The sequence below is a fragment of the Pseudomonas sp. GCM10022186 genome, assembly GCF_042656385.1.
Lineage (GTDB): Bacteria > Pseudomonadota > Gammaproteobacteria > Pseudomonadales > Pseudomonadaceae > Metapseudomonas.
In genome coordinates, this window is record NZ_JBHSOU010000018.1 from 1 (window position 1) to 24664 (window position 24664).

The 24664-nt window shown below is 63.4% G+C and carries 29 protein-coding genes, 1 tRNA gene and 3 pseudogenes; 12 read left to right on the forward strand and 21 right to left on the reverse strand.

Annotation, left to right across the window (positions count from 1 at the left end; genetic code table 11):
- Positions 1 to 20 precede the first annotated feature (20 nt).
- The 5 genes and pseudogenes from ACFPU0_RS10005 to ACFPU0_RS10025 all read right to left on the reverse strand — a co-directional run bounded on the left by ACFPU0_RS10005 (position 21) and on the right by ACFPU0_RS10025 (position 4899).
- Complete coding sequence (locus ACFPU0_RS10005; protein WP_377692793.1) at positions 21 to 770, reverse strand: electron transfer flavoprotein subunit beta/FixA family protein; 750 nt, start codon at positions 768 to 770, stop codon at positions 21 to 23.
- A gap of 32 nt (positions 771 to 802) precedes the next feature.
- Entirely contained in the window at positions 803 to 1945 is a 1143-nt protein-coding gene (locus tag ACFPU0_RS10010; RefSeq protein ID WP_377692794.1) for an acyl-CoA dehydrogenase family protein, read from the reverse strand.
- A 9-nt stretch (positions 1946 to 1954) separates the two neighbouring features.
- A complete protein-coding gene (locus ACFPU0_RS10015; protein ID WP_377692795.1) occupies positions 1955 to 3151 on the reverse strand; it encodes an acyl-CoA dehydrogenase family protein in 1197 nt (398 codons plus the stop codon).
- Positions 3152 to 3212: 61 nt separating this feature from the next.
- Positions 3213 to 4061, reverse strand: a pseudogene (locus ACFPU0_RS10020) (enoyl-CoA hydratase/isomerase family protein); the annotation flags it as partial.
- 61 nt (positions 4062 to 4122) lie between these two features.
- Positions 4123 to 4899 (reverse strand): enoyl-CoA hydratase, encoded by a 777-nt coding sequence (locus tag ACFPU0_RS10025; RefSeq protein ID WP_377692796.1) that lies wholly within the window; start codon positions 4897 to 4899, stop codon positions 4123 to 4125.
- Positions 4900 to 5155: 256 nt separating this feature from the next.
- Here ACFPU0_RS10025 and ACFPU0_RS10030 point away from each other — a divergent pair, with 256 nt between their 5' ends.
- The 8 genes from ACFPU0_RS10030 to ACFPU0_RS10065 all read left to right on the forward strand — a co-directional run bounded on the left by ACFPU0_RS10030 (position 5156) and on the right by ACFPU0_RS10065 (position 12919).
- Positions 5156 to 6754, forward strand: coding sequence for an AMP-binding protein (locus ACFPU0_RS10030; protein ID WP_377692797.1), 1599 nt, complete (start codon positions 5156 to 5158; stop codon positions 6752 to 6754).
- 33 nt (positions 6755 to 6787) lie between these two features.
- A complete protein-coding gene (locus tag ACFPU0_RS10035; protein ID WP_377692798.1) occupies positions 6788 to 7555 on the forward strand; it encodes an SDR family NAD(P)-dependent oxidoreductase in 768 nt (255 codons plus the stop codon).
- Positions 7556 to 7582: 27 nt separating this feature from the next.
- A complete protein-coding gene (badI, locus tag ACFPU0_RS10040) occupies positions 7583 to 8365 on the forward strand; it encodes a 2-ketocyclohexanecarboxyl-CoA hydrolase (RefSeq protein ID WP_377692799.1) in 783 nt (260 codons plus the stop codon).
- Positions 8366 to 8437: 72 nt separating this feature from the next.
- On the forward strand, positions 8438 to 9577 hold the full coding sequence (gene aliB / locus ACFPU0_RS10045) for a cyclohexanecarboxyl-CoA dehydrogenase (protein WP_377692800.1): 1140 nt from the start codon (positions 8438 to 8440) through the stop codon (positions 9575 to 9577).
- Between the two features lie 71 nt (positions 9578 to 9648).
- The gene (locus tag ACFPU0_RS10050) at positions 9649 to 10140 is read left to right on the forward strand and encodes a MarR family winged helix-turn-helix transcriptional regulator (protein WP_377692802.1); all 492 of its coding nucleotides are present in this window, start codon (positions 9649 to 9651) and stop codon (positions 10138 to 10140) included.
- Between the two features lie 191 nt (positions 10141 to 10331).
- Complete coding sequence (locus ACFPU0_RS10055) at positions 10332 to 11594, forward strand: OprD family porin (RefSeq protein WP_377692803.1); 1263 nt, start codon at positions 10332 to 10334, stop codon at positions 11592 to 11594.
- A 19-nt stretch (positions 11595 to 11613) separates the two neighbouring features.
- On the forward strand, positions 11614 to 12300 hold the full coding sequence (locus ACFPU0_RS10060) for a nitroreductase (RefSeq protein ID WP_377692804.1): 687 nt from the start codon (positions 11614 to 11616) through the stop codon (positions 12298 to 12300).
- Positions 12301 to 12316: 16 nt separating this feature from the next.
- Positions 12317 to 12919: a TetR/AcrR family transcriptional regulator gene (locus tag ACFPU0_RS10065; protein ID WP_377692805.1), complete on the forward strand. Its 603-nt coding sequence runs from the start codon at positions 12317 to 12319 to the stop codon at positions 12917 to 12919.
- Positions 12920 to 12943: 24 nt separating this feature from the next.
- On the opposite strand, the gene ACFPU0_RS10070 is transcribed toward ACFPU0_RS10065, so the two are convergent.
- The 5 genes from ACFPU0_RS10070 to ACFPU0_RS10090 all read right to left on the reverse strand — a co-directional run bounded on the left by ACFPU0_RS10070 (position 12944) and on the right by ACFPU0_RS10090 (position 15885).
- Positions 12944 to 14092, reverse strand: coding sequence for a DUF1624 domain-containing protein (locus tag ACFPU0_RS10070; protein ID WP_377692806.1), 1149 nt, complete (start codon positions 14090 to 14092; stop codon positions 12944 to 12946).
- Positions 14093 to 14323: 231 nt separating this feature from the next.
- Positions 14324 to 14536: a BPSL0761 family protein gene (locus ACFPU0_RS10075; RefSeq protein ID WP_377692807.1), complete on the reverse strand. Its 213-nt coding sequence runs from the start codon at positions 14534 to 14536 to the stop codon at positions 14324 to 14326.
- 235 nt (positions 14537 to 14771) lie between these two features.
- A complete protein-coding gene (locus ACFPU0_RS10080; protein WP_377692808.1) occupies positions 14772 to 15065 on the reverse strand; it encodes a hypothetical protein in 294 nt (97 codons plus the stop codon).
- A 216-nt stretch (positions 15066 to 15281) separates the two neighbouring features.
- Complete coding sequence (locus tag ACFPU0_RS10085) at positions 15282 to 15527, reverse strand: hypothetical protein (RefSeq protein ID WP_377692810.1); 246 nt, start codon at positions 15525 to 15527, stop codon at positions 15282 to 15284.
- A gap of 148 nt (positions 15528 to 15675) precedes the next feature.
- The gene (locus ACFPU0_RS10090) at positions 15676 to 15885 is read right to left on the reverse strand and encodes a cold-shock protein (RefSeq protein ID WP_377692811.1); all 210 of its coding nucleotides are present in this window, start codon (positions 15883 to 15885) and stop codon (positions 15676 to 15678) included.
- A 307-nt stretch (positions 15886 to 16192) separates the two neighbouring features.
- Between ACFPU0_RS10090 and ACFPU0_RS10095 the strand changes: the two genes are divergently transcribed.
- Positions 16193 to 16363, forward strand: coding sequence for a hypothetical protein (locus ACFPU0_RS10095; protein ID WP_377692812.1), 171 nt, complete (start codon positions 16193 to 16195; stop codon positions 16361 to 16363).
- A 252-nt stretch (positions 16364 to 16615) separates the two neighbouring features.
- Here the strand turns inward: ACFPU0_RS10095 and ACFPU0_RS10100 are convergent, their stop codons facing one another.
- The 6 genes and pseudogenes from ACFPU0_RS10100 to ACFPU0_RS10125 form a co-directional block, all read right to left on the reverse strand.
- The gene (locus ACFPU0_RS10100; protein ID WP_377692813.1) at positions 16616 to 16876 is read right to left on the reverse strand and encodes a HigA family addiction module antitoxin; all 261 of its coding nucleotides are present in this window, start codon (positions 16874 to 16876) and stop codon (positions 16616 to 16618) included.
- Positions 16848 to 17174: pseudogene (locus ACFPU0_RS10105) on the reverse strand (type II toxin-antitoxin system YafO family toxin); the annotation flags it as partial. The gene ACFPU0_RS10100 and the pseudogene ACFPU0_RS10105, both read right to left, overlap by 29 nt.
- Positions 17175 to 17821: 647 nt before the next feature.
- The gene (locus ACFPU0_RS10110; RefSeq protein WP_377692814.1) at positions 17822 to 18127 is read right to left on the reverse strand and encodes a HigA family addiction module antitoxin; all 306 of its coding nucleotides are present in this window, start codon (positions 18125 to 18127) and stop codon (positions 17822 to 17824) included.
- Positions 18128 to 18131: 4 nt separating this feature from the next.
- Entirely contained in the window at positions 18132 to 18455 is a 324-nt protein-coding gene (locus ACFPU0_RS10115; protein ID WP_377692815.1) for a DNA-binding protein, read from the reverse strand.
- 5 nt (positions 18456 to 18460) lie between these two features.
- Complete coding sequence (locus ACFPU0_RS10120) at positions 18461 to 18811, reverse strand: type II toxin-antitoxin system RelE/ParE family toxin (protein ID WP_377692816.1); 351 nt, start codon at positions 18809 to 18811, stop codon at positions 18461 to 18463.
- Between the two features lie 58 nt (positions 18812 to 18869).
- Positions 18870 to 19316, reverse strand: a complete 447-nt coding sequence (locus ACFPU0_RS10125) for a hypothetical protein (RefSeq protein WP_377692817.1) — start codon at positions 19314 to 19316, stop codon at positions 18870 to 18872.
- Here ACFPU0_RS10125 and ACFPU0_RS10130 point away from each other — a divergent pair.
- Positions 19297 to 19938 (forward strand): annotated as a pseudogene (locus tag ACFPU0_RS10130) (tyrosine-type recombinase/integrase); the annotation flags it as partial. The gene ACFPU0_RS10125 and the pseudogene ACFPU0_RS10130 sit on opposite strands and share 20 nt — an antisense overlap.
- Here the strand turns inward: ACFPU0_RS10130 and ACFPU0_RS10135 are convergent.
- The 4 genes from ACFPU0_RS10135 to ACFPU0_RS10150 form a co-directional block, all read right to left on the reverse strand.
- Complete coding sequence (locus tag ACFPU0_RS10135) at positions 19921 to 20580, reverse strand: PIN domain-containing protein (protein WP_377692818.1); 660 nt, start codon at positions 20578 to 20580, stop codon at positions 19921 to 19923. The pseudogene ACFPU0_RS10130 and the gene ACFPU0_RS10135 sit on opposite strands and share 18 nt — an antisense overlap.
- Positions 20581 to 20652: 72 nt before the next feature.
- The gene (locus tag ACFPU0_RS10140) at positions 20653 to 21096 is read right to left on the reverse strand and encodes a type II toxin-antitoxin system YafO family toxin (RefSeq protein ID WP_377692819.1); all 444 of its coding nucleotides are present in this window, start codon (positions 21094 to 21096) and stop codon (positions 20653 to 20655) included.
- Between the two features lie 15 nt (positions 21097 to 21111).
- Complete coding sequence (locus ACFPU0_RS10145; protein WP_377692820.1) at positions 21112 to 21303, reverse strand: hypothetical protein; 192 nt, start codon at positions 21301 to 21303, stop codon at positions 21112 to 21114.
- A gap of 161 nt (positions 21304 to 21464) precedes the next feature.
- Positions 21465 to 21554 (reverse strand) — tRNA-Ser (locus tag ACFPU0_RS10150).
- Positions 21555 to 21832: 278 nt separating this feature from the next.
- On the opposite strand from ACFPU0_RS10150, the gene ACFPU0_RS10155 reads away from it, so the two are divergent.
- The gene (locus ACFPU0_RS10155) at positions 21833 to 22522 is read left to right on the forward strand and encodes a crotonase/enoyl-CoA hydratase family protein (RefSeq protein ID WP_377692821.1); all 690 of its coding nucleotides are present in this window, start codon (positions 21833 to 21835) and stop codon (positions 22520 to 22522) included.
- A gap of 134 nt (positions 22523 to 22656) precedes the next feature.
- Here the strand turns inward: ACFPU0_RS10155 and ACFPU0_RS10160 are convergent, their stop codons facing one another.
- Positions 22657 to 23514: an alpha/beta fold hydrolase gene (locus ACFPU0_RS10160; protein WP_377692823.1), complete on the reverse strand. Its 858-nt coding sequence runs from the start codon at positions 23512 to 23514 to the stop codon at positions 22657 to 22659.
- Positions 23515 to 23673: 159 nt separating this feature from the next.
- Between ACFPU0_RS10160 and ACFPU0_RS10165 the strand changes: the two genes are divergently transcribed.
- Positions 23674 to 24645 (forward strand): magnesium and cobalt transport protein CorA, encoded by a 972-nt coding sequence (locus ACFPU0_RS10165; RefSeq protein WP_377692824.1) that lies wholly within the window; start codon positions 23674 to 23676, stop codon positions 24643 to 24645.
- Positions 24646 to 24664 lie beyond the last annotated feature (19 nt).

Here is a 24664-nt window from a genome sequence, read left to right on the forward strand (position 1 = left end):
CGATTACCAGGACAGCCATCTCAGATCACCTTCGCTTCGTGCTTGAGTTTGTCGACCAGTTCGGCCACCGACTTGACCTTGACCCCCGCGCTGCGGGCAGCCGGGGCTTCGACTTTCAGGATCGATACGGTGGACGCGGTGGCAACGCCCAGGGCGTCCGGGGTGACCAGGTCCAGCGGCTTCTTCTTGGCTTTCATGATGTTCGGCAGCGACGCGTAGCGCGGCTCGTTCAGGCGCAGGTCGGTGGTGACGATCGCCGGCAGCTTCAGCGCCACGGTCTGCAGGCCGCCGTCGATCTCGCGGGTGACCTGGACCTGGTCGCTGGCGACTTCGACCTTGGAGGCGAAGGTGCCCTGGGCATAGCCGGTGAGGGCGCCGAGCATCTGGCCGGTCTGGTTGTTGTCGCTGTCGATGGCCTGCTTGCCGAGGATCACCAGCTGCGGCTGTTCCTGGTCGACCACGGCTTTCAGCAGCTTGGCCACCGCCAGGGAGTTCAGTTCGTCGCTGGATTCCACCAGGATCGCGCGATCGGCGCCCAGGGCCAGGGCGGTGCGCAGTTGCTCTTGAGCGGTGTTCGGGCCGATGGTGACGACGACGATTTCACTCGCCACGCCTTTTTCTTTCAGCCTGACCGCCTCTTCCACGGCAATCTCGCAGAAGGGGTTCATCGCCATCTTCACATTGGCGAGGTCGACGCCGGAGTGGTCCGCCTTGACGCGAACCTTGACGTTGTAATCGACCACGCGTTTTACCGGGACCAGTACCTTCATCTTGTTTTCCTGTGTCAGGTCGAAATAGGGGTTCAGGCGCAACGGAGCAATTCGGCGTACGCCTGCAGGTGGTGATCGTCGTCACCCAGCTGATGGCTCAGCATCACCAGGCGCTTGGCGTGGTGGGACAGGCTGTACTCCCAGGTCATGCCGATGCCGCCGTGCAGCTGGATGGCCTGCTCAGCGATGAAACGGGCGGCACGGGTGACGATGAACTTGGCCGCCGCCAGGCGCCGGCTGCGCTCTTCGCTGTCCGGGTCATCCGCCACGCAGGCGGCGAGGATGGCCATGGAGGTGGCCAGTTCCAGTTCGCCGCGCATGTCGGCCATGCGGTGCTGCAGCACCTGGAACTTGCCTATGGGAGCACCGAACTGCTTGCGGGTCTTCAGGTAGTCCAGGGTCAGGCGAAAGGATTCCTGCATGCTGCCGAGGGCTTCGGCGCACTGGGCAGCGATGGCCCGCCCCTGCTGGTAGCGCAGCGCTGGCAGGGCCTTGCCGAGCGCACCGAGCAGGCGGTTCTCGCCGACCACCACGCCATCCAGGCGCAGCTCACAGGCGCGCGGACCATCGATGCAGGGGTAGCTGCGGCGCTTCACGCCGGAGGCCGTCGGGTCCACCAGGAACAGGCTGATGCCCGCCTCGTCCAGCGCCGCCCCCGAAGTGCGCGCCGACACCAGAATCAGGTCCGCACTGTCCCCACCGACCACCACGCATTTGGCGCCGGTCAAACGCCAGCCACCGACACAGGGCTCGGCACGGGTCTGCACATCGTGCAACTGGTAATGGCTCTGGCTTTCCTCGAGGGCCACCGCCAGTTGCAGCTCACCCGCGGCCACGCGCGGCAGCAGCTCGGCACGTTGGGCGTCGCTGCCCAATTGCTGCAGCAGGCCAGCGCCATGGACCTGGGAATGCAGGTAAGGCTCCAGGCAGAGATTGCGCCCCAGCTCCGTCATCACCAGATAGGTGTCCACCCCGCCGCCGCCCAGGCCGCCATGTTCCTCCGCCAGGGGCACCGCACAAATGCCCAGCTCCCCGAGCTGTTGCCAAAAGTCCCGGCTGAAGCCCGCCTCGCTGCGGTAGAAACCCTCGCGCTGCTCGAATCCGTAGCGGTCCCGGGCCAGGCGGGCCACGGTGTCCTGCAGCATCTGCTGCTCTTCGTTGAGAGTGAAGTCCATGGGGCCTCCTTAGAGTTCGAGGATCATCTTGGCGATGATGTTCTTCTGGATTTCGTTGGAGCCGCCGTAGATGGACAGCTTGCGCAGGTTGAAGTACTGGCTGGCCGGGCCGGCGCTGTAGTCGGCGTGCAAGGGCTCGATGACCTCGGCGTGCGCCAGCTCCTCTTCCAGGAACGGCAGCGCATGCACCCCCAGCACCTTGCGCTGTAGGTGGCTGATGGCCTGGCGGATCTCCGAGCCCTTGATCTTCAGGATCGAGCTTTCCGCGCCCGGCACCCCGCCGCCCTGGACCGACGCCAGGATGCGCAGCGTGCTCATCTCGATGGCCATCAACTGCATTTCCACTTCGGCGATCTGCACCCGCAGCAGCGGGTCGTCGATCAGCGGTCGCCCGCCACGCCTCTCCGTCGAAGCCACGCGCTTGAGCTGAGCCAGGGCCGCCTTGGAATGGGCGATGCCGGCCTGGCCGGTGCGCTCGTGGGTGAGCAGGAACTTGGCGCAGGTCCAGCCCTGGTTCTCCTCGCCTACGCGATTGGCCACCGGCACTTTCACGTTGTCGAAGAACACCTCGTTGACTTCGTGATCGCCGTCGAGGGTGATGATCGGCCGCACGCTGATGCCGGGGCTGTCCATGTCCATCAGCAGGAAGGAAATTCCCCGCTGCTGCTGCGCCTCCGGGTCGGTGCGCACCAGGCAGAAGATGCGGTTGGCGTGCTGGCCGAGGGTGGTCCAGGTCTTCTGGCCATTGACCACATAGTGGTCGCCCTCGCGCGCGGCACGGGTCTTCAGGCTGGCCAGGTCCGAACCCGCGCCGGGCTCCGAATAGCCCTGGCACCACCAGTCCTCGCCGGAAAGGATGCGCGGCAGGTAATGCGCCTGCTGCTCGGCGGTGCCGAACTTCATGATCACCGGCGCCACCATGTTGACCCCGAAGGAGACCAGTCGCGGCGCACCGAAGGCGGCGCATTCCTCTTCGAAGATATGGCGCTGCACCAGGCTCCAGCCGGTGCCGCCGTGCTCCACCGGCCAGTTCGCGGCGTACCAGCCACGGCGGGAGAGGATTCTCTGCCAGCGCTGGTGGTCGTCCCGGGACAGGTGCTTGCCCAGCCGGACCTTGGCGGCGATATCGGCCGGCAGTTCGCGGGCGAGGAAGTCGCGCACCTCGTCGCGGAATGCCAGTTCGGCAGGGGTGAACTCGATATTCATGGGGATACCCTCGATGGATGCCTCAATGGGTCTTCGGCTGGTCGGCGGACGGGCGCCCGGTCCTGGCCGCCTCGCGCTCGGCGAAGAAGCGGGCCACCAGCTCCGCGCGCTGGGGCGACCCCAGGCATTGCAGGAACAACTCGCGCTCGCGGCGCAGGCCCTGCTCCAGCGGCAGGCTTATGGCCGCCTCGATGGCGTCGATGCAGCGTGGCGGGGAAAACGCCTCGGGTTGCCGGGCGCGAACCTCGGCGCGCCGGGCCGCCAGCAGAGCGGTGTGATCGCCGTACTGTGGGGCAGGCACGACGGCCTGGCCGGTGCGCCGTGGGCCGGCACCGCGCGCCAGCAGCTCAACGGCGCAAGCCAGCCCGGCCGCCAGCGGCTCGCCGTCGAAGAGCTCGTCGACTATGCCGTGCTGCAATGCCGCATCGGCCGTGATGGGATCACCGCCCAGGATCATTTCCAGCGCCAGCTCGATGCCGGCCAGGCGCGGCAGTCGCTGGGTGCCACCGGCGCCGGGCAAGAGCCCCAGCTTCACCTCCGGCAGGCCGACGCGGGCGTCGCGGCGGGCGATGCGGTAATGGCAGGCCATGGCCACTTCCAGGCCGCCACCGAGGGCAGAGCCATGCAGCACCGCCAGGCTCGGCTTGGCGCAGTTCTCGATGACCAGGGTGACCTCGGGCAGCAGCGGCGCCTGGGGCGGCTGGCCGAACTCGCGGATATCGGCACCGGCGATAAAGGTCCGGCCGGCGCAAACCAGCAGGATCAGTTCGACGGCGGGGTCCTGCCCGGCCTCGACGAAGGCGTGCAGCAGCCCGGCCCGCACCGGCTGGGACAGTGCATTCACCGGCGGGTTGTCGACGCGGATGACAGCGACGCTGCCCTCCCGCGCCAGGCTCACGAAAGATGACATCTGGCCGCTCCTGCAGGCTCGCGGCCTGCGCTTGTTGTTGTAGTGCGGATCGAAAGGTGGATCAGCGGTGGCGCCAGACCGGCCGGCGCTTTTCCAGGAAGGCGCTCATGCCTTCCTTGCGGTCCTCGCTGCCGAAGCTCGCGTGGAGCAGGCGCCGCTCGAAATGCACCCCTTCGGCGAGGCTGGTTTCGAAGGCGCGGCCCACCGCCTCCTTGTTCAGCTTGACCGCCACCTCCGACAGGCTGGCGATCTGCGTCGCCACCTGCAGCGCCTCGTCCAGCACCCGGCCGGCCGGCACCACACGGCTGACCAGCCCGCAGCGCTCCGCCTCCTGCGCGTCCATCAGGCGCCCGGTCAGGCACAGGTCCATGGCCTTGGCCTTGCCGATGGCGCGGGTCAGGCGCTGGGTGCCGCCGGCCCCCGGCAGGGTGCCGACCTTGACTTCCGGTTGGCCGAAGCGTGCGTCGTCCGCGGCGATGATCAGGTCGCACATCATCGCCAGTTCGCAGCCGCCGCCCAGCGCCAGGCCACGGACCGCCGCGATCACCGGCTTGCGGCAGCGCGTCACCTCTTCCCAGTTGGCCGTCACGAAATCCTCCAGGTAGACGTCGGCGAAGGCCTTGTCCCGCAGCTCGGCGATATCCGCGCCGGCGGCGAACGCCTTGTCGCTTCCGGTGATGACCATGGCGCGGATGCCGCGGTCGCCCTCGAAGGCGCGCAGCGCCTCGCCCAGCTCCGTCATCAGTTGCCCGTTCAGGGCATTGAGTACCCGCGGGCGATGGAGGGTGATGAGCCCTACCGACTCATGCCGCTCGACCAGGATGGTGCTGTAGCTCATGGCGCGTCCTCCGCGTGATTCCGTTTCCAGGCAAGGCCCGGCTGGGCCGATCTGGGACCGAGTCTATCCACCGACAAAAACAAAGACAACATGTTGACATAATAATTTTGAGGCGCGTATTGTCGGCCCCATCGCAGCACGATCCACGTGAAACCACGAATAACAATAGCGATGAAGGGTAAAACCCATGACGATGCGCACCGAAATGCCGCCTGAGCGGCGCCTATCAATGCTGGAATCCGGCGCTTGGAATGACATGATCATTACAGATTATCTGGACCAGGCCGTTGCCCGCGCCGCCGACAAGGCGGCCCTGGTCGCCTACCGCGTCAGCGACGGCCAGCGCCATGCGCTGAGCTACGGCGAGCTGGACCGGGTAGTGACCCGGATGGCTGCCGGCCTCGCCGCCCTGGGGGTGGAGAAAGGCGCTGTGGTGTCCTGCCAGTTGCCCAACTGGTGGCAGATGAGCGCCCTGCACCTGGCCTGCGTTCGCATCGGTGCCGTGCTCAACCCGCTGATGCCGATCTTCCGTGAGCGCGAGCTGCGCTTCATGCTCGGCCACGCCGAAACCCGCGTGCTGGTGATTCCCCAGTGCTTCCGGGGCTTCGACTACGCCGCGATGATCGACGGCCTGCGCGGCGAGCTGCCGGCCCTGCGCCATGTGCTGGTGATCGACGGTGGCGACGGCGCCACCGATTTCGCCCGGGTGCTGCTGGAGCAGCCCTGGGAGGAGCGCCTGGATACCCGTGCGCTGTTCGCCGAACGCCGCCCGGCTGGCGACGACGTGGTGCAGCTGCTCTATACCTCGGGCACCACCGGCGAGCCCAAGGGTGTGCTGCACACCTCCAACACCCTGTTCAGCAACGTCCGACCCTATGCCGAACGGCTGCACCTGGGCGCCGAGGACATTGTCTTCATGGCCTCGCCCATGGCCCACCAGACCGGTTTCCTCTATGGCCTGATGATGCCCATCTACCTCCACGGCTCCGCCGTGCTGCAGGACACCTGGGACCCGAACTTCGCCGCGAAGGTCGCCGAGGCCGAACGTCCCACCTTCACCATGGCCTCGACGCCCTTCCTGGCCGACCTGGTGGAAGTAGCACCACAGCAGCGCGACGCGCTCGCCTCGCTCAAGGTATTCGTCGCCGCCGGCGCCCCGATCCCGGGCGCCCTGGTGGAAAAGGCCGGCCACTCGGTGAGCGCGCGCATCGTCTCCGCCTGGGGCATGACCGAGAACGGCGCGGTGACCATGACCAGCCCGGACGATCCGGCCGAACGCTCCATCCATACCGACGGCCGCGCCCTGCCCTTCATGGAGGTGGAGGTGCAGGACGACCAGGGCAACGTGCTGCCCACCGGCCAGGAAGGTCACCTGATGGTCCGCGGCGCCAGCCTCTTCGTCGGCTACCTCAAGCGCCCGGAGCTGTACGGCGTGGACCGCGACGGCTGGTTCGCCACCGGGGACCTGGCGCGCATGGACGAGCAGGGCTACATCCGCATCACCGGGCGCACCAAGGACGTGGTGATCCGTGGCGGCGAGAACATCCCGGTGGTGGAAATCGAGAACCTGCTCTACAAGCACCCGGCGATCTCCGCCGTCGCCCTGGTGGGCTGCCCCGACCCGCGCCTGGGCGAGCGCCTCTGTGCCTACGTCACCCTGCACGACCCCGAGGCCCGCCTGTCGCTGGAGGAAGTCACCGGCTTCCTGCTGGAACAGCGCCTGACCCGCAACTACCTGCCCGAATACCTCGAAGTGCTACCGGCCCTGCCCCGCACGCCTTCGGGAAAGATCCAGAAATTCAAGCTGCGCGAGCAGGCCCAGGCCATCCGCCTGGAACCGGCCAAGCGTTCCTGACTCCCCATCCCGAACCATCGAGAGGACTGCCCCATGAAAGGCCTGACTGGAAAAATCGTGATCGTGACCGGCGGTGGCGGCGGCATCGGCCGCGCCGTGTGCCTGCGCTTCGCCGAGGAAGGCTGCAAGGTCGCCGTACTGGACCGTGACGCCGCCGCGGCACAGGCCACCGCCGACCTGGTGAGCGAGGTAGGCGGCAAGGCCCGCGCCTACGCCGCCGACATCACCGACTACGCCGCCATCGTCAACACCGTGGCCGCCATCGAAGAGGAGCTGGGCACGCCCACCGTGCTGGTCAATAACGCCGGCTTCGACCGCTTCCTGCCCTTCCTCAAGACCGAGCCGCAGCAGTGGGAACAGCTGATCGCCATCAACCTCACCGGCGCCCTGAACATGCACCACGTGGTGCTGCCGAAGATGCTCGAAGCCGGTGGCGGCAAGGTCATCAACGTCGCCTCCGACGCCGCCCGCGTGGGTTCCTCGGGCGAGGCCGTATACGCCGCCTGCAAGGCTGGCCTGATCGGCCTGTCGAAGACCCTGGCCCGCGAGCTGGCGACCAAGGGCGTCAACTTCAACGTGGTCTGCCCGGGCCCCACCGACACCGCGCTGCTGAAGAGCGTCGCGGCCACCTCGAACAACCCGGAAAAACTGCTGGAAGCCTTCAGGAACGCCGTGCCGATGCGCCGCCTCGGCCAGCCGGAGGACTACCCCGGGATCATCGCCCTGCTGGCCAGCGACGATGCCGACTTCATCACCGGACAGGTCATCAGCGTGTCCGGCGGACTGACCATGGCCGGCTGATCGGCCCAGGAATCCAGGAGAGAGCACATGAACTACGAAGACATCCTGTACGAAGAGAAAGACGGCGTCGCCACCATCACCATCAACCGTCCGGAGCGCTACAACGCCTTCCGCGGCCAGACCTGCATGGAGCTGATCGACGCCTTCAACCGCGCCGGTTGGAACAAGGCCATCGGCGTCATCGTCTTCACCGGCGCCGGCGACAAGGCTTTCTGCACCGGCGGCGACCAGGGCGCCCATGAAGGCCAGTACGACGGCCGGGGCCTGATCGGCCTGCCGGTGGAAGAGCTGCAGGGCCTGATCCGCGAAGTACCCAAGCCGGTGATCGCCCGCGTCAACGGCTTCGCCATCGGCGGCGGCCATGTGCTGCACGTGGTCTGCGACCTGTCCATCGCCTCCGACAAGGCCGTGTTCGGCCAGGTCGGGCCGAAGGTCGGCTCGGTGGACCCCGGCTTCGGCACCGCCTACCTGTCGCGGGTGATCGGCGAGAAGCGCGCCCGCGAGATCTGGTACCTGTGCCGCAAGTACAGCGCCCAGCAGGCGCTGGAATGGGGCCTGGTGAACGCCGTGGTGCCCCACGAGCAGCTGGATGAAGAAGTGCAGAAGTGGTGCGACGAAATCCTCGAGAAGAGCCCCACCGCCCTGTCCATCGCCAAGCGCTCGTTCAACGCCGACAGCGAGAACATCGCCGGCATCGGCGGCCTGGGGATGCAGGCGCTGTCCCTGTACTACGACACCGAGGAATCCAAGGAAGGCGTTGCCGCATTCAAGGAAAAGCGCAAGCCGGACTTCCGCAAGTTCTACCGCTGACCGCCTGCCCCGCCCGCACGCTTCCCGGGCGGGGCCATCACTGCCTCGCGCCGAACCGGCCCGGAGAGAGACATGAACTTCGCATTCAACGAACACCAGAACGCCATCCGTGAAAGCGTTGCCCGCTTCAGCGCCGAGGTCCTGGCGCCCGGCTACAAGAAGCGCGACCAGGCCGGCGAGATCGAGCGCTCGGTCATCGAGCAGATGGGCCAGATGGGCCTGCTGGGCGGCGAGCTGCCGGAAGAGTATGGCGGCAGCGGCTTGGACTGCGTCACGGCCGGCCTGATCATCGAGGAGATTTCCCGGGGCGACTTCAATGTCGGCTACATCCCGCTACTGACCTCGCTCAATGGCCAGATCATCGCCCAGCACGCCGCCCCCGAACTCGCCCGTGAGTGGCTGCACGAAATCACCGCCGGACGCAAGATCGTCTGCATCGCCCTGACCGAGCCCAGCGGCGGCTCCGATGCCGCCAGCCTGCGCCTGAAGGCCGAGCGCAAGGGTGATGTCTACGTGCTGAACGGCGAGAAGACCTCCATCTCCATGGCCGACCAGGCCGACGTCGCCGTGGTCTTCGCCCGCACCGGCACCCCGGAGCAGCGCGCCAGCGGCATCAGCGCCTTCCTGGTGCCCATGGACCTGCCCGGCATCAGCACCACCCGCTTCGATGATGCCGGCGAGCGCGCCATCGGCCGTGGCTCGATCTTCTTCGACAACGTGGAAGTGCCCGTCAGCCACCGCCTGGGCGAGGACGGCAAGGGCTTCAAGCAGGTGATGCAGGGCTTCGACTACAGCCGCGCGCTGATCGGCCTGCAGTGCCTGGCCCTGGCCCAGCAGTCCCTCGACGAAACCTGGACCTGGCTGACCGAGCGCCAGGCCTTCGGCCAGCCACTGGCGGCCTTCCAGGGCCTGACCCATCCGCTGGCGGAACTGCAGACCTACGTCCACGCCGCGCGCCTGCAGTGCTACCACTCGCTGTGGCTGAAGGACAACGGCCTGCCGCATAACGCCGAGGCCGCGATGAACAAATGGTGGGCGCCGAAGCTGGCCTTCGACGTGGTCAAGCAGTGCCTGCTGGCCCACGGGCACACCGGCTACGGCGAGGACCTGCCCTTCGCCCAGCGTCTGCGTGACGTTCTGGGCCTGCAGATCGGTGACGGAACGGCGCAGATCATGAAAAATATCATCGCGCGGGAACTCACACCGAAATAGCGCCTTGTCTGCCCGCGGCGGACAGGCCGACGTCCCAGCCACCGACTGCTGCTGGGCAACAAGGAATCCACATGACCACGAACGAGAACAAGGGCATACCCAACCGGCTGTTCTTCCGCCTGTTCCAGACCGGCAACGTGCTGCAGCGGCAGGTACAGAACGAGATGGGCATCAGCACCGTGCAATGGGCGGTGCTGGGCGCCCTGTCCAGGTCCGGCTTCGAAGCGGGCATCTCCTTCAACCAGTTGACGGAGTACCTCTTCGTCAGCCGGCAGAGCCTGGACGGTGTGCTCAAGCGCATGGAGCGCGACAACCACGTGCTGCGCGTACCCCATCCCGACGATGGACGCGCGCGCCTGGTGCGGCTGACCGAGCAGGGACGCGCCTACTGGGACGGCCTGCAGGAGCGGATCTACCAGTTCTACGAACAGGGCCTGAAGGGGTTCAGCTTCGACGACAGCGTCAACTTCCTTCATTACCTGAACAAGCTGCAACACGACCTGGCCCTGATCGATCTGGGCCATGGGCAGGCGGCGGACAGCGACGAAGCAGCCGGGGACTGACCCCGGCCTTTCACCCCTCCCGCCAGTAGCTCGCCCATTTACGTCAATCTGTTTACCTGATCTGCGGATCGGGCGCTCCAGTTCTGCCTGAAGGAACTCATAACACCACGACATCGTATTGATTCAAAAGGAAAAACCCAGAAGAACCGCCTCGCGACGTGCCAGACAACAAGAACCAGAAGGTAAATAGCATGCATACCGGACTTCACTCCCGACTTGGCGTCCTCACTCTCCTCGGCCTGCTGCCGCTGGCGGCCAGCGCCGATTTTTTCGCCGACAGCCAACTGAGCCTGGAAACCCGCAACTTCTACATGAACCGCGACTACCGCGACGCCGACAAACCGGACACCCCGCGCTTTCGCGGCGAACCCAAGGCCAAGTCCGAGGAATGGGCCCAGGGCTTCATGCTGCGCTACGCCTCCGGCTTCACCGAAGGCCCCCTGGGATTCGGCGTCGACGGCCTGGGCCTCTTGGGCATCAAGCTCGACGCCGGGCGCGGCACCAGCGGCACCGGCGCCCTGCAGGTGCAGCGCGACGGCGAGGTGTCCGACGAATTCGGATTCTTCGGCCCGACCGCCAAGGCACGGCTGGGCAAGTCCGTGCTCACGGTCGGCACCCACGCGCCCACGTTGCCCGTCGCCTTCCGCAATGACACCCGGCTGCTGCCACAGACCTTCCAGGGCGCGCAGATCGTCTCCAACGACCTCGACAAGCTGACCCTCACCGCTGGCCAGTTCCGCGCTACACGCCTGCGCAACTCCAGCGACTACGAGGACATGACCATGTTCTCCGACGGCGCGGTGGGCGCCGTCGCCAGCGACCGTTTCAACTACGCCGGCGTCACCTGGGCGCCCGCCTCCAGCCTGGCGGCCACCTACTACCAGGCGGAGTTGAAGGACAACTACCGGCAGCACTACGCCAACCTCCTGCACGGCCTGCCGCTGGCCGAGGGGCTGACGCTCAAGTCCGACATCCGCTACTTCCGCAGCACGGACGAGGGCCATACCACAGTGGACAACCGCAATCTCGGCGCCATGTTCACCCTGATGTACAAGGGCCATGCCCTGGGCCTGGCCTACCAGGACCAGGAGGGCGACACCGGCACGCCCTTCATCGGCGGCGGCACCGATCCCTGGACGCTGAACACCGTCACCTACCACCACTTCCTGCGCGCCCGGGAAGACTCCTGGCAACTGCGCTACGACTACGACTTCGCCGCATCGGGCATCCCCGGCCTGTCGTTGATGACCCGCTACGTCTCCGGCGAGAACTTCGACATCGGCGGGCAGGACGCGCGGGAATGGGAGCGCGACCTGGACATCGCCTACGTGGTGCAGAGCGGCCCGCTCAAGGGCATGAACCTGCGCTGGCGCAACGTGGCCTATCGCGGCAGTCACACTACGGACATCGACGAGAACCGCTTTATCATCGGCTACACCTTCAAGTTCTGGTAACGCCCCGGGAGACTTCAGCATGCATATCGACGCCGCCATTCGTTCACGCAAGTCCGTCCGCCGCTTTCACCCCTGGCCGGTGCCGCGCCACACCATCCAGCAATTGCTGGAGCTCGCGGCGCGCGCGCCCAGTGGCAGCAACATCCAGCCCTGGCAGGTGCATGTGGTCACCGGCGAGAAGAAGCAGGCCCTGTGCGAGGCCATCCTCCGGCATGCCCAGGCGGGCAGTCCGGCCGAAGCGGAATACCGCTACTACCCGGACCAATGGCACGAGCCTTACCTGACCCGACGCCGGGCGGTGGGCTTCGGCCTCTACCAGGCCCTGGGCATCGACCGCCATGACCTGGCCGCACGCCGCGACCAGGAGCTGCAGAACTACAGCTTCTTCGACGCGCCGGTGGGCCTCTTGATCAGCCTCGACCGGCGCCTCAACACCGGCAGCTACCTGGACCTGGGCATGTTCATCCAGACCTTCATGCTCGCCGCCCGCGGCAAAGGCCTGCACACCTGCCCGCAGGCGGCGTTCGCCTGGTACCACGAGGTCGTCCGCCAGCATGTCCCGCTGCCGCCGGAACATATCCTGGTCTGCGGCATCGCCCTCGGCCACCAAGACTCCGAGGCGGCGGTGAACAGCTTCGTCACGCCCCGCGAGCCGGTCCGCACCTTCGCCAGCTTCCATGGTTTCGAAGCGGCCTGCGAAGCCTGATCGCCCGGAGCCATCCATGCCCACCGACGCCGAACAGGCCATCCGCCAGGCGGCCATCGAGCTGATCGCCCGGCAGGGATACGACGCCATGACCCTGCGCGGGCTCGCCGCCCACGCCGGAGTCAATGCCAGCACCCTGTACCTCTACTACAAGGGCAAGCAGGAGCTGCTAGCCAGCCTGGTCCTGGACTACTACGACGATCTGCTCGCGGCCTGGCTCGAGGCGAAGCCGGCAACCGCGCCCGCCAGGTCCGCCTGGGCCGCGTTCGTCGACTTCCACCTCACCCGGCACCTCGACAATCGCCAGCTGGGCCTGCTGGGCAACCTGGAGCTGCGCTGCCTGGGCGGCGCCGAACTGCAGGCCGTCAAAGGCTCCCGCCGGCGCTACCTGGACGAGATCCAGGCGCTCATCAGGCAAGGCGTTGCCGAGGGGGTGTTCGAATGTCCGGAGCCGAAGCTGTACGCCAATATTCTCTTCAACCTGCTGACCCACGCCTGCTCCTGGTACCAGGACGGGGGGCGCCTCTCCCGGGAAGACATAACCGGGCACTACCGTGCGCTGACGGCACAGATGCTTGCGTCTGCATCGATCAAATCCGCAGCCCCGCGCGCCGGCTGAAACCAGGCGGCACGGCGGTCCTCCCTAGAAATACTTCAACCAGGCGATATCCCGCCGCCGCGCCTTCAACCGGGCGAAGCCGTGCACCGGCTGGTACAGCGCGATGGCCAGAACCATAGTCGTCAGCCACAAGGCCGCCACATTGTCGAACCCGAAATACGGCCCCTGGTTGGCGCCCCAGATCGCCAGGCAGGCGATGTAGAGCAGTTTCAGCACATAGAGATGCAGCAGGTAGAAGAACATCGGCGCCGCACCGAACACGGCCAGCCAGCGCACGGCCCGTCCTTCGTCACGTCGCTCGAAGAGCACCAGCAAAAGCAGGCCGATGCCGAGCGTCAGGGCGAGGAACAGCAGCGACGGCGGGTACTTGGTTATGTTGAAGAAGCTCATTAGCGTCTGGAGGCTGGTATCGCCGCTGAACCAGGGCTTCTCCCCGTAGCCGTTGAGCAGGCGCAGGACCATGAAAGCCAGCAGCGCGCCACTGCCGCAAAGGATCAACCGACGCCGACGTTGCAGCGCATCGCCACCCCGGGCGAACCAGGGGCCGATGGCATAGCCGAGGGCAATCACGCCGATCCACGGCAGCACTGGGTAGGAGGTGCGCAGGCGCACCCCATCCGACAGCTCGATCCAGCCCCGGTCATGCAGGACCGCCCAGGGGATGTGCAGCCAGGACTCGCCCGGGAAGTGCAGGCTGTCCAGCAGGTTGTGCCCGCCGATCAACAGCAGCGCCAGGGCGAAGAGCACCCTGCGCGGCAGCCAGAGCAGCGCGGAAAGCGCCAGCATGCCGAGGCCGATGGCCCAGATCACCTGCAGGTAGATGACGCTGGGCGGCAGTTGGAAGGTCCAGGCGAAATTCACCAGGGTGAATTCGAGCGCCACCAGGAACAGGCCGCGCTTGAGCAGGAAACCTGACACCGCGACCCGCCCTTGCTGTTTCTCGCCATAGAGGAAAGCCGACAGGCCAGTCAGCAGGATGAACACCGGCGCGCACAGGTGCGCCAGGGTTCGGCTGAGGAAGAGCCAGGGATCGGTCTGCAGGACATCCATCGGGTCCACCACCTGCATATGCAGGTAGAAGGTCTCGCGAACGTGGTCCAGCAGCATGAACAGGATCACCAGTCCACGCAGGGCATCGATGGAGTGAAGGCGGGTCGAGGGGGATGGAGTCATTGGGAGGCAAGCACTGATTTTAATGTTATATGATTACATTTCAAATCAGCACCGCCAACCCGACATCAATGCGAGTGTCTGATATCCCGCTGAGGCGGCTCGCCGAACAGACGGCGTTACTTACGGCTCAACAGAACAGCATCCACTGAACGCGGCTTCTCCTTGAGTCTGGCCAGTCCAGAAGCGTCCTGCCTATTCCTTGTCACGGCACACTTCCCTACGCTCGGCTGCTCACAACCCCGTACGCGCGGTCATCGCCCGTCGCTCCCTCGCGTCAGGTGTGCTGGCCATGTTTGCGAGGTCCGGCGAAGAGTACGGGTAGCGCCTCAGCAACCAGCTGACTTCTTGCCGGACATCTTCCGGCAGGTCGGTGTCACGGGTCAGTCCAATGAGGAAGTCCCAGGTCTGCAAGACCGACTGAGTGCGTTGATTCGGGAGATTCATACAATGGCCCCTGGAGTTCGATTGAATGGCTCACACCCCGAGGATCTCAGGCCTGGCGAGGGATAAGGGCTGCAAGTAATCCACTGTATTGAATCCGGGCAAACCGCAACATCGTCGTCTGCAGCAACCTGGTGTAGCGATTACAGCCAGGTGTTTGTAGTGGATCGACTACGGCTCAGCCCGGAGGAACAGGCCGAGGAGGCTCCGCATGTCGTCATGCTGCAGTGCGCAGGCGTCAATCGTCCTTGCACTCGACCTCTTTCTTGTACTCGTCCCGCTTCGCCTCGATCTTCACTCGGCAAGGACCGTCCCGGTACTCGTCCTTCCACTCTCCACGGCGCCAGGTCCTGCCGCGCCCATCCGGACACTTGACCTCCAGCTTGTAGTCGCCGCCGTCAGAAACCTCCTTTACGCGACACGGACCGTCCCAGTACTCGTCTTCCCACTTGTCGTCAGCAACGGACTGACCGGCCATGCCGGCAATAGCGGAGAACAACAGAAATACACCCAGAACAGGCATTACGCGCATTGCACGACCTCAGCAGCGAGACAGGGAAGAACGCCTTGTGGGCGAGCCAGATGCTGGTAAGACACTGGTGCAGGCGCTTTTGCTCACGGCAGGACGCCCGTCAGCATGTCCCGCACGGGAGGCACTGAAGTTTCGAGGGCTCTTGGGTCAGACGTGAGAATTCTTTATGCGAGCGGCGACTGTATTGCAGGATGACCAGGCGCCGCGCCTTTGGCATCAACACTCGGCCGAGCTGAATACCGGCTGCCCTTGCTCGTCGATGTGGAGCAGTTTGCTCAATGCATCCTTCGCCGCCTCAAGGGCGTCGCACTGGCGCGCGAAATACGTAGAGCCGTAGACCTGGTGGAAGCGAGGTTCGGCCCCACTGTCGTGGGATTGAATGGCAACGAAGGCCAGCACATGGTCGCCGTTGATGCGGGTCTCGATCCAGGCTGCATGCCTTGGGAAATCTCGTCTGTTCACGGCGGCCTCGACGAGGTCGATGGGTAGAACTCCCACTATCGGACAGAAGAACGCTTATCGCCTCCTCTCGATTCGAAATCGGACAAAGGGTCGAGAGAGCAGAAACAAAAAAGCCCCGCACGGACGGGGCTTTTCTGTGAGCGGACGGTTACAGGGGGCGAACCTGTTCGGCCTGCGGACCTTTGGCCCCGTCAGTGACGAGGAAGCTCACACGCTGACCTTCGTCGAGGGACTTGTAACCATCTCCCTCGATCTGGCGGAAGTGCACGAACACGTCCGGACCCTGCTCAGGAGTGATGAAGCCGAAGCCTTTTTCAGAGTTGAACCATTTGACGGTACCGGTTTGGCGAGTTGCCATGATGTTATCTCCAAGGTGTAGGAATAGCGGTCAGGCAAGAGCCTGGCCAGGACTGGATGCGAAGTGAAGGGTGCCGAGGAGATGGAACATCGAAAGGACAGAACATCAAGACGGTGCCGCAAGACTGAGCAGGCAGTGCCCGAAGGATACAGGGTTTGACGGGATTAGATAGGTATTTCTGGTTGCTCGGCCATTTTGGAACTGATTCTGGACGGCCGGTCAGTAATCCCGGCGCTATGGAGGGGATGTCTGTATAGTCCCGGGCGAGTCGCTCGCAATGACGGCTCATTACCCAAAGGTGACTCTCATGTCCGATGCAGCAACAAGCCGTACGCGATCCCAGCTGGACGAACAGACCAGGGCCTTCCTGTCGAAGGGCGGCGAGATCACGGAGGTTCCCACCGGAAAGTCGGGGTGGAATGCTGATCGCAAGAAGTCGCAGTGGACCAAGGGCCAGGCGAAGAAGCCTGAAGCGTGACTATAAGGCGGGCGTTGGCCCGCCTTCTCCCGGGACTTGGCGGAATTCCGAGACCGAGGGCTCGATTTGGCCCTGATCTGACCCAAAACCGAAACCCAAGAAAGTGGCGGTGAGGAGGGATTCGAATCCTCCAGATATCAGCACAGGGAAGCCCACGACAGCACAACGCGTTGATAGTTAAGGGCTTTATTCAAACAAACTGCACTTTCCTGCCCTTTGTCCCACAACGTTTTCGACACTTTTTCGACAGCTTTACGGAGCCTGCCGGATTGGCCTGGCCCGCTCGATTCGAGCCTTGCGCTCAGGGGAGTTCTGAGCCTCCCAGAGGTCGATGCGACGCTGCAGGTTAAGCCAGAACTCGGCCGAGGTGCCGAAGACCCGGGAAAGCATGAGCGCGATGTCCACGGTGGTTGCGCGGCGATTGGAAAGCTGTTCCCGGAAAATGCCCAGGGCCTTTACCGTGGAAGTAGGCAAGCAGGTAGCTGTTGCCTTGGTCGTCCCTTGCGTAAACAAGCATGCGGTCCGTCTTGCGATGAAACGACGTGCTGCGAAGCCAGCGCTTCATGAGTGAAGGACGCTCTTGCACATCCAGGGTAATGCAGTGGATATGCCGCAAACCTGCTTGGTAAACGCTGGGAGGCCGGTGCAGTGGTGCGTCACGACCAAAGTCATCGTGAGAGCGATAGCCACCCGCAGCGTACTCGGTGAAGGCTGAAACCAGGCCAGCGAGCACACCTGCTATTTCAGCTGGGGCCTGCTGTAGATAGTTGTGAAACTGAGGTGACTGATCAATCCGAACGCTTTTCGCCATCCCTGCGCCTTAACATCAACTGGATGTGTAGGCCTGGACGAAATGGTCGGAAATCTCTTTGGAAACCTCATCGGAGAAATGAGGCACGCGGTGCTTCGACGCCATTTGACCAGGCTTGAACGTTTTCTTGACCCGCACGGAGACCCTGGTCCCGTCATTCTGAGACGAACCCGAGGTAATGGTCTTCGCTGTGCTAGTCATAACATCCTCCCCCTCAGGGGTGAGCGATGCGCTCGTCGCTTATGCGCCCGAGTGCCACCGCAGAAAGCCTTATGGCCATTGCGTCTACGCGCTCAACTATACCCGCGAAGCCCAATGCATTCCACTCCACGCCCCGACCGGTCCCTAGGCCGCCATCCCATACCTCACGTACCGCTCTTCCAGCTTCTTGGCCAGGTGCTTCTTAAGCCAGGTGGTGGACCTGCCTTTCTCGCGGTAGTACTCCTCGACCAGGTGGAAGATCGGCAACGTCTTGAGGGGTTTGCTTGAATCGGAAAGTGGCGGTGAGGGAGGGATTCGAATCCTCCCGGCGTCAGCACAGCAAAGCCCACCACAGCACAAGATATTGATATTTAAGGGCTTTATCTTCGTAACCTGCACTCTAATGCCCTTTGTCCCACAACGTTTTCGACACTTTTTCGACAGCTTTACGGAGCCTGCCGGATTGGCCTGGCCCGCTCTATTCGAGCCTTGCGCTCAGGGGAGTTCTGAGCCTCCCAGAGGTCGATGCGACGCTGCAGGTTAAGCCAGAACTCGGCCGAGGTGCCGAAGACCCGGGAGAGCATGAGCGCAATGTCCACGGTGATTGCACGGTGGTTGTCGCAGAGTTCGTTGACGAGCTGGCAGTGCACACCCATGGCTTCCGCCAGGCAATCCCGGGTTACCCGCATTGGCTTGAGGAACTCTTCCTCCAGGATGTCGCCTACCGTTACCGGCCTGCGTTTGCTCTGCATCAGCTCAGGCTGCAGCAACGGCCTGTACCTCGATGGCCACGCCCAGGTTGCGGCGGATCGCATCGAAGATGGCCGCAAGGTTGTCCATGCTGGGGTTGCCGCTGGGGGACAGCATGCGATGCAGGCTCTTGCTGGGCTTTGCCGTCTCTACGGCCAGGCCTTCGAAGCCGACGGTTGCATTGACCAGGTCACGGAGGATCAGGCGTGCTGCACCTGGTTCGCCATTGAGGAACAGGGAAGCGGCTTCATCGAGCAGCGCCTTGGCGAATTCGGGGTCGCGCTGGACGCGTTCGATAACGGTCTGTTTGAAGTCTCGGGTCAGGGCCATTTCGATCACCTCTTCTTGCCTGGCTTGCTTCCGGCCAGGGCTGACTTGCGTGCCTTGTACTCCGCATGCAGATCCTTCGCTTTCCTGATGTCCGCAGATTGGGTGGCCTTGGTTCCGCCACCGTAGAGGACGATCAGCTTGTCACCGTCCTGGGCCAGGTAGATCCGGTAGCCTGGTCCCCAATCGATGCGGTATTCGCCTACGCCGTCAAACCACTTGATGTTCGAGGTATTGCCCAGCTCCATGCGGATCTTGGCGGTGGCCACCTTGGCTGCAGCCTGGGCGTGCAGGCTGTCGAACCAGTCCTTGTAGGGGCTGGACTGGTCCTCACGGATGTATTCAACGACGCTGAACATGGGCAAATAGTAACCTATACGTTACCAAATGGAAGGGGCGATTGGTTTTGGTGACGGATCAGGCCGCCATCCCATACCTCACGTACCTCTCCTCCAGCTTCTTGGCCAGGTGCTTCTTGAGCCAGGTGGTGGACCTGCCCTTCTCGCGGTAGTACTCCTCCACCAGGTGGAAAATCGGCAACGTCTTGAGGGCTGCCCAGCTGGACGGGAAGTCCATGCGGTTACGGGCAAAGAGCGTGATGGCGCTGCCCAGCATCAGCTCTATGTTCTTTCCCGAGAAGCCCCGGGCGGTCTTGTAGTAGCGGCGGTAGACGAAGCGCTCCAGGGGCGTTTCGAAGCGAGTTTCGGCCTGCAGGATGGTCCAGAGCGGATCGGTGTAGCGCTTGTTGTGCAGAAGCATGAAGTTGCCCAGGCCGTACTCGAAGAGGCCCTGGAGGTGATTGGCGAGCTCGGCGAAGGTGGACGAGTCCAGGATGTTGCCCCGGGTGGCCGGAAAGACGCTCAATAACCGGCTGGGCTACTTGAAGGCGGTATTCAACGAGCTACACCAGCTGGGCGAGATCGAGTACCGGAATCCCCTGGAGCGGGTGCGGCCAATCAAGCTCCAGGAGCGTGCACTGTCATTCCTGAGCCAGAAGGAAATCGGCACATTGCTGGAGGCCCTGGACGCACGAGACAGCTCCCCTCACCCGCCGATGATTGCCCGGGTTTGCCTTGCAACTGGCGCACGCTGGGGCGAGGTGGAAGGCCTTGATCCTGCCCTGGTGCGCAATGGCACCGTCACCTTCGCCAACACCAAGTCAAAGCGCACCCGGACCATTCCCATCAGCGCCAAGCTGGAGAAAGCGCTAAAGGCCCACTTGGCTCGCCACGGGCGTTTTACGCATTGCATGGAGACCTTCCGGCGAGTGCTGCGGGCATCAGAGCTCAACGTGCCCCTGGGGCAGGCCAGCCACATCCTGAGGCATACCTTCGCGTCTCACTTCATCATGAATGGCGGGAACATCCTGACGCTGCAGAAGATCCTCGGGCATGCGTCGCTGGCCATGACAATGCGGTATGCGCACCTTTCGCCGGATCATCTGCAGGATGCGTTAAAGCTCAATCCTCTATGCGCTCTTGGGTAGTTTGTAAGAGACCTGGGCTCCTCTCTCTTCCACATAGCCGCGCTGCTTTAGCACCAGGTAGATGTCTTCGATCTCCTCGGCGGTTTGCTTGCCCAGCTTGGCGCGAATGGTATTGAGCAGCGTCTTGATGGTCCGCGGCCGGGACGCCTTGCGGCCGACCAGGTCAGCGATCACCAGGTTAACGTCCGATTCATTGACCGCCTTCTTTGCTTTAGGAGGGGGCGTCTTCACTGGCTCCAGCTTGGGAGCTGGTGGCGAAACGATCTTGGGCGGCGAGAAGCAAGGCATGCTTTCAATGGTTTCAGAGCGGGCAGCGAAGATGCTTTTGCCTTTGAGGTGCTTGATCAGCGGATCGAAGCCCTTGTCCCGGGAAATAATATGGAAGAACGCGTCCGGTTCTTCGACGGCCAGCCGGCCCAGGTAGTAGGCAACGTGGAAGTCGAGGGCATTCTGGCCGGGCGTATCCAACTGGATGTAGCCCGCCCTATCACCGAAGCGCTGGATGGCCACTGCAAGCTCAGTGGGGAGCTTGGTGTTGTTGGGCCCAAGGAAGACCCGGATCTTGAACTGAGGCTGCTGCAGCAGTTCCAGGGATTTGACCTGTACGCTTTCGTAGTCGATGAGAACGTAGTTCGTGCGCATCCGGGACGGCTCTGTCTTCCATGGCGATTGGCCATTCTTGTCCAGGACGAGCCATCTAGGAAAGAGGGTCAATCAGCTCATTGGAAACGAGTCGTTCTGTCGGTACCACTCTTCTGCCAGGTCGGCGAGATGACCAACAAGGGATGCCTTGCTAAGCAAGGTATGGGCATCGTCATGAAGGTAGGCAAGCAGGCAGTAGTTGCCTTTGTCGTCCTTCACATAAACCAGCATCCGGTCTGAAGTACGCCGAAACGGCTCCTTCAATTTCCAGCCCCTGAAAAAGCGCGGGTTCAGGTTAGGGTCAACAGGAATGATATGGATGTGCTTGAGCGCTGCTGAGCGAGCACTGGAGGGCCAATCCAGAGGTTCGTCGCGGCCAAAATGGTCGTGGCTGCCCTGTTGAACGTAGGCAGCGAATGCGTCGACGAGGGAATCCAGAAAGGAGCGAAATCGCTGGTCTGATCTTGTCCAGGCTGCTTCGAAGACGGGAGATCTGTCGATCCTTGGCTTCGTCATCCTTGACCAGGTGCCCTATCGCGAGGTCAGCAACTCGACAAAGACATCTGACAGCTCACGCGATTCGCTGTCGGAAAGGTGCTTGATCGGCGCGGACTGGGATTTCACTGCCTTCTTCTTGGCGATGACGCGCACAAAACGACCAGTGCGCTTGTCCCGAGAGACAACGCCCCTTCCGCCATTGTGATTTTCTGCGTGACCAGCCATGACAGCTACCTTTCCAACGAGTCCTAGCCTGAACGGCAATGGGGTCACTATACACGACCTGGACACAGGTAGCCCGGAAGCACCTTCGACACCCACTTTTTCGCAGGCAAAGAAAAAGCCCCTGATCTCTTTCGAAATCAGGGGCTTATCTATACGGAAAGTGGCGGTGAGGGAGGGATTCGAACCCTCGATACGGTTTCCCGTATACACACTTTCCAGGCGTGCTCCTTCAACCGCTCGGACACCTCACCGGAATCTCTTCGAGGCGTTGGCCCCGTCGAGGTGCGCTAATTTAGTGGAGTGCTTTCCGGAATGCAAACACTTTTTTCATAAATTTCATGCGTTTATGGAAAAACCTTCGCATGCCCGTTTCCACTTCCTCTGTCAAGTAGCCATCAGGGGTTCCGGGAAAGCTTTCGGCTGCGGATCGGGAGGCCGGCGCGGAGGCTGACTCACTGGTCAGTCTCAATCCTTTACCTCCACGGTAGCGCTGAGTAACGTCAGTCCACTTCTTAACAAGGAACCCGCCATGAGTGAGCTGATCTCCTACCAACTCGAAGACGGCATCGCCACCCTGACCCTCAGCAACGGCAAGGTGAATGCCATCTCCCCGGATGTGATCTCCGCCTTCAATGCTGCGCTGGATCGCGCGGAGCAGGATCGCGCCATAGTGATCATCACCGGCCAGCCGGGCATTCTTTCCGGCGGATACGATCTCAAGGTGATGACCTCCGGTCCGCAGAACGCCATTGCCCTGGTCGCCGCCGGTTCCACCCTGGCTCGCCGGATGCTGGCGCACCCCTACCCCATCATTGTTGCTTGCCCAGGCCATGCGGTGGCCAAGGGTGCCTTCATCCTGCTGTCCGCAGACTACCGCATCGGCGTTGAAGGCCCGTTCAACATCGGCCTGAACGAAGTCCAGATCGGCATGACCATGCATCACGTCGGCATCGAGCTGGCCCGCGATCGGCTGCGCAAATCCGCTTTCCACCGTTCGGTGATCAATGGCGAGATGTTCAATCCGCAGGACGCCCTGGACGCTGGTTTCCTCGACAAGGTGGTGCCGCTCGAGCAGTTGCAGGAAGCCGCACGCGCCGCTGCCCTGCAGCTGAAGAAGATCAACATGACTGCCCATCGCAACACCAAGCTCAAAGTACGCAAGACGCTCCTGGAAACCCTGGACGCGGCCATCGAGATGGACAAGCAGCACCTGGTCTGAGCCAAAGGTTGCCCTGCAACAGGGCGCACCACAAGCTGAAGACCGAGCAGATTGCCATCGCCAGTACGCTCGTCCTTAACACCATGACAGGCCTCTGCTGGTTCTTCTCGAGGATCACCCTCCAAACGCCGGTTTCAGGATGCCTGACCGGTGGCGAACTGACAGTTGAGCAACGCCAAACCGCTGACAATTGCCTCGACCATGACTGCCGGGGAACGCAGCCAGGCGCTGTGGGCATTCTCGTAGTCCGGTCGGGGCGATGGCAGCATGCGGACGACAGGCCGCTCCTGGATCAGCGCGGCCAGGCCACGGGTCGAGGCCTCCGGGGCGAAGGTGTCGCCATGGACACCGATGAAAAGAGACGGCGTCGGGTTCAGGCGTGGCAGGGTCAGATTCAATCCAAGGTGATGGAAATTTCCGCTCCAGGCCACTCGCCCCCAGTCGCGCATCAGGCTGCGCGCCTCATGGCCGCCAAAGCCGACAGCCTTGCCCGGCAGGTAACCGAACAAGGCCGTCAACAGGTTGAATGCCAGGGCCGCGCTGGGCGTCAGCAACCGGCGCCGCCCCCGCCAGTTGCGGTAGTGGATATTGCCGCAAGCCACGCCCACCACGGCCAAGTCGGCGTCCGGATGAGCAGCGGCGAACAGCGTGGCGATATGCCCACCCAGGCTATGCCCCAGGAGCACCTTGCGGCCCTGGGGAAAATGCTGGCGGGCGACAGCCAGCAGGCTGGGCACGAACTCCTCGATCAGGTCCCGGTAGCCATAATCCAGTTGGCGGTTGGGACGCGGCTGGCTCTCGGCCTGGCCCGGCCAGTCCGCGATCAGCACCTGGTTGCCGGCGGCGACCAGGCCGAGCGCAAAGGCCTCGTACTTGCGCGCCGCGACACCCAGGGCAGGCAGCAGGATCAGCACCGGCCCCGGTATGGCCGAGCGATAGAGTCGATAGGGGCAGTTGAATCGTCCGCCGGAAAAACCGAAGGCCTCGGTCATCCTTGTTCTCCTGGTTCCGATCGAGGGGGCGTGAACAATTTAGAGCAAGCACTCTAGTCACGCCATTGCAGAACCTCATCCATCGGCAAGACTCAGATAACCAGGCGCGATAATCTCAGCGTCATGTTTCCAACCATCGGATGAAGGAACCGCTGAACCATGGGTCGAGTCGTTGCCGCCGCTGTATACGCCAAAGGCCGGAGAGTCACCGACATAACCCTCGATGAAGGCCTGCAATGGGCCAGCAAGCCGGGGCATTTCGTCTGGATCGGCCTGCATGACCCCGGAACGGAGGAGCTGAGCAACCTGCAACGGCAGTTCGACCTGCATGAACTCGCCCTGGAGGATGCGCTGACCCGCCACACCCGTCCCAAGCTGGAGACCTTCGGCGACGCCCTGTTCCTGGTGGTCTACTCGCCGATTGTGGTCGATGACGAGTTGCAGTTCATCGAGACCCAGCTGTTCGCCGGCAAGGGTTACATCATCAGCGCTCGCTATGGTGAATCCGCGCCCTACTCCCGGGTTCGCCAGCGTTGCGAAGCGCGCCCATTGCTGCTCGAGCATGGCGAGGATTTCGTCCTCTACGCGCTGCTCAGCTTCGTGATGGAGAACTACCGGCCGCTGATGGACAGCTTCCATTCGGAACTGGAGGAGATCGAGCAGAACGTGCTGGATCGCCCATTGGGCCAGGCCGATGTCGAGCGCATCCATTGCCTGCGCCGCGACCTGCTGCGCCTACGCCGCTACATCGGCCCCATGGGGGAAATCTGCGAGGAGCTGCAGCGCCTGGACTTCCCCTTCATCGACAAGCACATGCGCCCCTACTTCCGCGATATCTCCATCCACGTCAAACGGCTGCTGGAAGACCTGACCGGCCTGCGGGAGATGGCGGACCACGCCATCGAGATCGGCCTGTTGCTGGAGTCGTCGCGCCAGAGCGTGGTGCAGCGCAAGTTCGCCGCCTGGGCGGCCATTCTCGCCTTCCCGACGGCGATCGCGGGCATCTACGGCATGAACTTCCAGTACATGCCGGAGCTGACCTGGCATTACGGCTACTTCGGCGTACTGGGATTCGTCGCCACCGGCTGTACTGCGCTGTACGCCAGCTTCAAGCACTACGGGTGGCTGTGAATCGCGGCGGTGGACAGCC